A 6,666-nucleotide genomic window follows, 5' to 3' on the forward strand; every position below is an offset into this window, starting at 1 on the left:
TGGACGAAGAAGGTATTCGGAGATGGAAAATTATCAAATAAAATCTTTAACCCACGGAGGTGGGTTTGGTTTGTGTAGACGCGGTTTCAACCGCCGGGTAATTGAAATACGAGGTGATTGGAACCAGTTTCAACTAACCGCCGATTCATCCAGGAAATCACAAACCCGAATAAGGCACGATGACATCAAAAAAAGCATCATCCAAATCGTAACCAAACATCTGCGACATTGCCATCAACTTCGATTTACTCGGAATTCCCTGCTGGTTCAACCAATCAGTCAACACAAAAATTTTGCTCATCAAAAACATTTCCAAAGCTTCAGGATTGTACTGAATGCCTTGGGTGCGGTGGAATTGGTGCGGCACTAACATCGCGGCATACCGGGCCAATTCTCCGGCTTTCCAATCCAGCAAAAATGGCAACCAAGGATAACAAGCATCCAAGCGAATAAACCACAGCCGCACTTCGGGAAGTTCCGATATTTCTCGCGGATCTAATTCTTCGCGCGGATACTCAATTTCAAATTGTACCTGTTGTTCGTTTTGGGCGATCGCTCCTGTGGCCAGCCACTGTTCAATAACAGTCCGCACCGGAGACAAATCTAAACTGTTTATGCGATCGGCATCAATCGCTATCATAATACTCATAAAAAGTCAACCTTATAACATTAATTCATTATCTATAATACCATCAATCATCAATTAACAATTACCAATTATCTCTCATCATACTGATTTATCTCAATCCGTTCACTCCCGTACATTGTCCTGTTCACTCTTCGGGTGCCTCTGGTTTTTGAAGCCTGAAGAAGCATGACCGCATATAAGTTATTAGTTATACTCTCATATTCACGGAGGTCATGCTTCGCCCCTACAAACATATTTGCCAAACCCAGATGCACCCCTCGGACAAACGAAATAATTCTGGCAGGCTTTGCGGTTTTTAACCCTTCTCGGACAACTGTCAACTGTCAACTGTCAACTGTCAACTGTTCCCTCAGCCATTTTTGCCAAACTTGCTATCCTGCAAAGAATTGCCAATACCTTGGATAATTCCCCGCCCGATCAAACCAATTCCCCGCCCGATAACCTGCGTCAAAACGTAAACAACAGCAGTACCCAACAGCGAAATAACAGCGCGAACCCTAGGTGCGATCGCATCCCGAGTTTCCAGCACCAAAGTTAAAGCCAACTGCCACCCAGACAACTGTGCTAACTCCAGATTTCTTGGAGCATAAATAGAAATTCTCTTAATTCCAGAATCGCCCAACACAAACAGCCAAAACCTGCTTTCAAAAATAGCTTTAGGTTCTACAAAATAGCTATCCCAGCGATATCTCCACGATAAATCATTCCGAAACCGCTCAATTTCTCGTGTTGAAATCAACTTGCCATCGTAAAAAGTTTGCTTGATTTCCTCAATATCTGCAAAATTATTGAGCAGAGGCTGCACCACTGAGCTAGCAACTTGAATTACCAAATTTTCCAACAAAGCTTCTGCTCGCTGCATCGCTTGCGGGCTGCCAGCAACACAAGAAAGATTGTCAACTGTGAGGGGAATTTCAAATAGCAAATGTGCAAATAAATCAACTGTCATCGGAATTTTATCAAGGATTTCCGTGGCAACTGCTGTTTCATCTGCCAGCAGCACCGGCACCACTTCTACGCCGCTGCCGCCCCATAAATTAGCAGCGATTTCCCCTTGACTTTCTGGCAGTAGTTTCAAGCTTGTTTGACTGCTGTCAACAACCAGATTTTCTCCCGTTTGCAGCGTATAGTATCTGCCAAAAAAATCTACGATTGTCGCTTCCCACAAATCCCGCAAAATAGCAGGCATTTTTTCCGAAAATTGAGTTTGCTGCACTTGCCCCAAGCGCAATTCCTCCAGCAACTCCCGTAACTTCCGCAGGATGGAACTCATCAATTCGTGCTTTTTGGTCGATCGCAAAATATCGATCTCCAAAGGCACGCCAGTCAAATTCACCAAATCCACCTGCAATTTAGCAGCCACCGAGTCAAACAAGCTGCCTTGCCAATTATTTGTCAGCACCAAAGATTGACCCGAACCTCGGGAATTCGTGACTTGCAACTGAGAATTATCCCACAAACTCTCCCCTCTTTCTTCTCCCGTCTTTCTTCTCCCCTCGGACTCTTCCTTCTCCCCTCGGACTTCTTCCGACTTCCCTCGGACTTCCAATAACTGACTGACAATCCAACGAGCAGCCAGCAATTCTCGGCGGCGCCCGCTGACTACAATCCCATCTAAAATAGTGGCTAAGTCTGTCGAATCTGCCACTTTGATCTGTTCCAAATCAGCTTTGACAATTGCCAAAGCTGCATCTATTTCTCGCAATCCAGACACACAAAAATAAGCCAGAATTTTTTTGTGTACGGGCGTATCAATTGTCAGACTCTCAGCATTTTCTTCTGGATTGGCTGCGGAATTTTCTATTGTTTTAACCGTCGCTGAATTTAGCTCTATTTGAGAGTTCGCTGGCGTATCTGTCGGCCAATAAGTGCCGCTGGATGCTACCACGCGAATAGCTTCTATTGTCTCGGAAATATCTCTATCTTTAGGACAATAGCCCTTCGCGCCCGCAGCTTGTAACTGCCCCAACTGATCCGGTGCGAGCGGCCCACCTAGGAGCAACAGCGGTAGGTTGGGGTACAAATTTTTGAACTCGCCACAAACTGCCAGCGTCTGTATTAGACCCGATCGCAAACTTAACCTCTCAACAGCCAAAATTACCAAATCAACGGGCTTCTTGGCCCAGAGAGAGGCGGTCGATCGAGCTTCCAGAACCTCCAACGCCTCGGTTCCCGTGCCCACATCTGCGACAACTTCCAAGTCTGGATACTGCTCGCAGGCGACTCTCAGCCCCAGTCGGAAAATGGGGTCGGGATCGATCGACAGCAGTTGTAAATTACTCACTCGATTTTATATTTTAGATGTGAGATGTTAGACGCGCCTCCCCTAAAACCCAATTACTCGGGGATCAAATTAGCATCAGGAGGTCCAGCCGGCTGAGGAATCGAAGGCGCCGGTTCCGGAGCCGGAGCCGGAGGACGAGCAGGTTCTGGAGCCGGAGCTGGGGCCTCCTGTCTGGCGGGCGGATAGTAAGGTTCCGGCTCCCTCGCGGGCGGATAGTAAGGTTCCGGCTCCCTCGCGGGCGGATAGTAAGGTTCCGGAGCCGGAGCCGGAGCCTCTTGTCTGGCGGGCGGATAGTAAGGTTCTGGAGCCGGAGCCGGAGCCTCTTCTCTGGCGGGCGGATAGTAAGGCTCCGGAGCCGGCGCGTACTCTTCCTGTCGCGGAGCCGGCGCGTACTCTTCCTGTTGCGGAGCCGGCGCGTACTCTTCCTGTTGCGGAGCCGGCGCGTACTCGCGAGCGGGCTCCGGCGGCGGCGCAGTGTTGGCTCTGAGTTCGGCGCTCCAGCGCCCGATCGCACCTGCTGCCTCTGAGTGCAGCGCCCTACCGTAACCGACTTGGGAAGCCATATTAATCGCCGCCGACAGACTACCTTGAGATGCTAATTCCGCAGCTCGATCGAGAATCGGACGATCTTGAGCAACTTGCAGTTCGCTCACCCACTGATAGACATTATCCTGAGCTTTAGCGTAAAGAGTCCTACCGCTCTTAATTTCCGAAGCTTTGTCAATAGCCGCGGTCAGTTTTCCTTGCTTGGCCAGGGCGATCGCCTCATCTAAAAAAGGCTGATCTTGAATAACTTCTATGCGTTTCGTCCACTGAGCCAGGAGAGTTTGCGCCTCTACTCTGCGGGGACGGTTTTGAGAGATCAGAAGTACCTGAGCAATGCCGCCCTTAAGTCCTTCAACCGTTCCCGGTGCTACCAACTGCTTCGCCAGGTTCACAAAAGCTTGGTCTTCGATCCGCTGAATTTCGCGGCGCCAAGTAGCCACCAAAGTTTGAGCGTGAACCCGCCGCGGCTGACGAGGCCCGATGGTTTGCGCTTGCTCGATCGCCATCTGAAGCGCCCCGATTTGACCGAAACTCGCGATCGTGCTTGCCACTTGCAGCCGCAGTAAATCTTGAAACTGCACCTGTAAACTTTCAACTTGAACTTGAGCCTGCTTGTACAGAGGTCGGCCAGGAGCAATTTGGCTAGCAGCCCCCTGCCCTTCGAGCAAAGTAAAAATATGTTGTGCCAGTGGCGTCGATACCGACTGGTTCCACATCACCGCCTGAGCCCTACCCAACTGCATCAAATCTTGAGCTTCCGCAAACAGTGGCGAATCTTGGGGCACCACAGAAGCAGCCTCGATCGCCCCCGGAAGGTCTTTCCCCTTCAACCGCTTAGTCGCCATTGCCAGCAAAGTCCGGCTCCAGCCCTCAATTTCCTTTTCTGCTTTACCGCGGGCAAAAAGCTGCGGGTCTATTTTGCGAGCCAGGACGATCGCCTCAGCGAACTTTTGCGGAGTTCCCTCCTGCGCCAAATTTCTAGCCTCTTGCAAGCGCTGCCAGCCGTTTCTTTCCAGAGAAATTTGCTGAATCAGCTCGTTGTAGCGCTTCTGACTCCAGAAAATATTTTCCAGCTTAAACAGAGCTTGAGCGTAATCCCATGCCTTCCTCAGATCCTCACTTTTCAAAGCTGCTAGCGCTGTATCGTAGAGTTTTTGACCCTCCTGCCAATTTTTTTCCCAAGCAGTCACAGCATCCTGTACCTCTGGGTAAGACGGACTGGTTTTCGGAATTTTTGCCACAATCGCCAGAGCGCCCTTCAAATCGCCCAGCTCAATTTTTGCCCTGGCAAATGCGAGCATGGCTTTCGACCATTCCCCGATCAAATGTTGGCCCTGCGAGTATAGCGGGTGTTCTTTCGGCCAAGCCTGCACCAGTCCTATTGCCGATTCTAGCTGTTCTAGCTTGCCCGATTTAGCAGCTTGCTGAGCGCAGTAAAGTCGCTCTCCGTCCGCCGCCAATGGCGACAGTTGCTGGCAATTCGGTGGCGGTGGCATCGTCAGCAACCACAGAAATGCAGCGGCACCCGTTACTCCAAATCCCACCAGGAGACTCAGCCAGATCAGTTGCCACTGCCAAAAAGTTCTTTTCCCCTCCCTCGGCGACGCCGTGAGGGAGGAACTTGCATCGCCTGTCGCCTCTGCACTCAACTGTGCCGTCGGTTTGGGGGATGGGTTGTATTTGGGTGGTGTGTGGAATTGGTCAGATTGTCGTCTCGCCATTACTTCAGCCTGTCCTGTAATGCGCTCTCTCCGTGACACTCCCACATCAAATCATCGATTGCGATGTGGGCTTCTGACTCCTGTTAAGGAGATCTAGAATTTCCTTCAAGGTACTTGCAATTTTTCCCTTTACGGCGTTTTGTAGTGAGGTTCGTGTCTAGCCCCACTGCTTGCTTCCAAGTATTTTAGGCTCAAGAAGCACGTAAATCATACCAGTTATCCAACAATTATTCACTGCTTCCGGTGCAGTTTAGCTGAAAAAACATTAGAAAGCCCCGTCAGTCTAGCGATTTTCAATTTTCGATCTTCGATTTTCGTCTTGACTCCACAGATAAATTTGCCAGGGTTCTGAAAATGTTGCTACACAAAATTTCGATCGATTCGGTCCGACTAAAAAATCAAGCGGGTACTAAACCCGGATTTTCTCCCAACTTTATACGTATAGAGGGTAGAGCTATTTTTTTTACTTAGTGCTACATTTTATTTCCCGATCGCCCAACTTGCCGATCGAGTTTGAGTTTCAAGGTACGTAGTTGGGCTTTAGCCCTCTTTAGAGGTATGTGTAAAGAGGGCTAAAGCCCAACAACGTACCTCGGCCTGATCGAGCAACTATCAATATTTGAATCATTTTATACCTTCAACAGCCACAGCAAAAATATCCCTTTTGCTTCTAACAGTGGCTGCCTCATCATTTACGAAGCTTTTGGCGTATCGCTAGCAGTTGATGCTGCCGTAGCTGACTCTGCCGATCTATATCCGTAGAAATCTATCCGGTAGTCTACAATTTTGACACCTGTTTGCTGTTGGATTTGTTCAATCAAGTCGATCGGCAATTCCACATGAACGTCGAGAATCTGAGCCGTATCCAGACAATTGACATGAGAGTGAGAGTCGCTGACATTCCCGTACAAGCGTCCCTCCGAGCGTTCGATGCACTCAATAATCCCTTCTCTCGACAAAGCTTCCAGATTTTGATAAACAGAAGTATGACCGATCCCCTTTGCTTGTTGGTTCAGGCGATCGTAAATTTCGCGAGCCGAGAGGTGTTCTTTTGCATCCCACAAAAGCTCTAGAATAAATCGACGCTGGCGGCTCAAGCGCATTCCCATAGCCTGACAGCGGTTTAAAGCATCTTCTAATGAACGAATTGGTTTCACAGCTACCGCCTTCTAAAGCCTGCTCGATTTTTTATACTGGTACAATACATTGCACGCCTGTCTATATATAGCTTAATTCTAACGCAGGGTTTCCCAACACTAGAAGCTAGAGGGCAAAAATCTCAAAGATATTGAATTTTTTGTCGTTGCCGGATTAGCCCGCTGCCAGCACGCATCAAAAAATTCTCCTTCTCAAAAATATTGCCTTAACTGCTTCGTAAAACTTACCCAAACTTAACTAAAGCCATCTTTAGCTACAATGAAAGAGTTCACTTCCTGCGCTATTGAGTGGTCGGCCATCCCAAGGTA

The 6,666-nt window shown here is 48.8% G+C and carries 4 protein-coding genes; all 4 read right to left on the reverse strand.

Translation table 11 applies throughout. The features are described 5' to 3' along the window. Positions 1-157: 157 nt before the first annotated feature. Complete coding sequence (locus tag JGK16_RS31725; protein ID WP_293193853.1) at positions 158-649, reverse strand: CRR6 family NdhI maturation factor; 492 nt, start codon at positions 647-649, stop codon at positions 158-160. 349 nt (positions 650-998) lie between these two features. Next, positions 999-2,933, reverse strand: coding sequence for a DUF3685 domain-containing protein (locus tag JGK16_RS31730; protein WP_293193855.1), 1,935 nt, complete (start codon positions 2,931-2,933; stop codon positions 999-1,001). A 53-nt stretch (positions 2,934-2,986) separates the two neighbouring features. Further along, positions 2,987-5,200, reverse strand: a complete 2,214-nt coding sequence (locus JGK16_RS31735; RefSeq protein ID WP_293193857.1) for a hypothetical protein — start codon at positions 5,198-5,200, stop codon at positions 2,987-2,989. A 692-nt stretch (positions 5,201-5,892) separates the two neighbouring features. Further along, on the reverse strand, positions 5,893-6,357 hold the full coding sequence (locus JGK16_RS31740) for a Fur family transcriptional regulator (protein WP_293187058.1): 465 nt from the start codon (positions 6,355-6,357) through the stop codon (positions 5,893-5,895). Positions 6,358-6,666 lie beyond the last annotated feature (309 nt).

Origin of the sequence: Microcoleus sp. PH2017_09_SFU_O_A (assembly GCF_020738625.1) — a bacterium.
Classification (GTDB): Bacteria; Cyanobacteriota; Cyanobacteriia; order Cyanobacteriales; family Microcoleaceae; genus Microcoleus.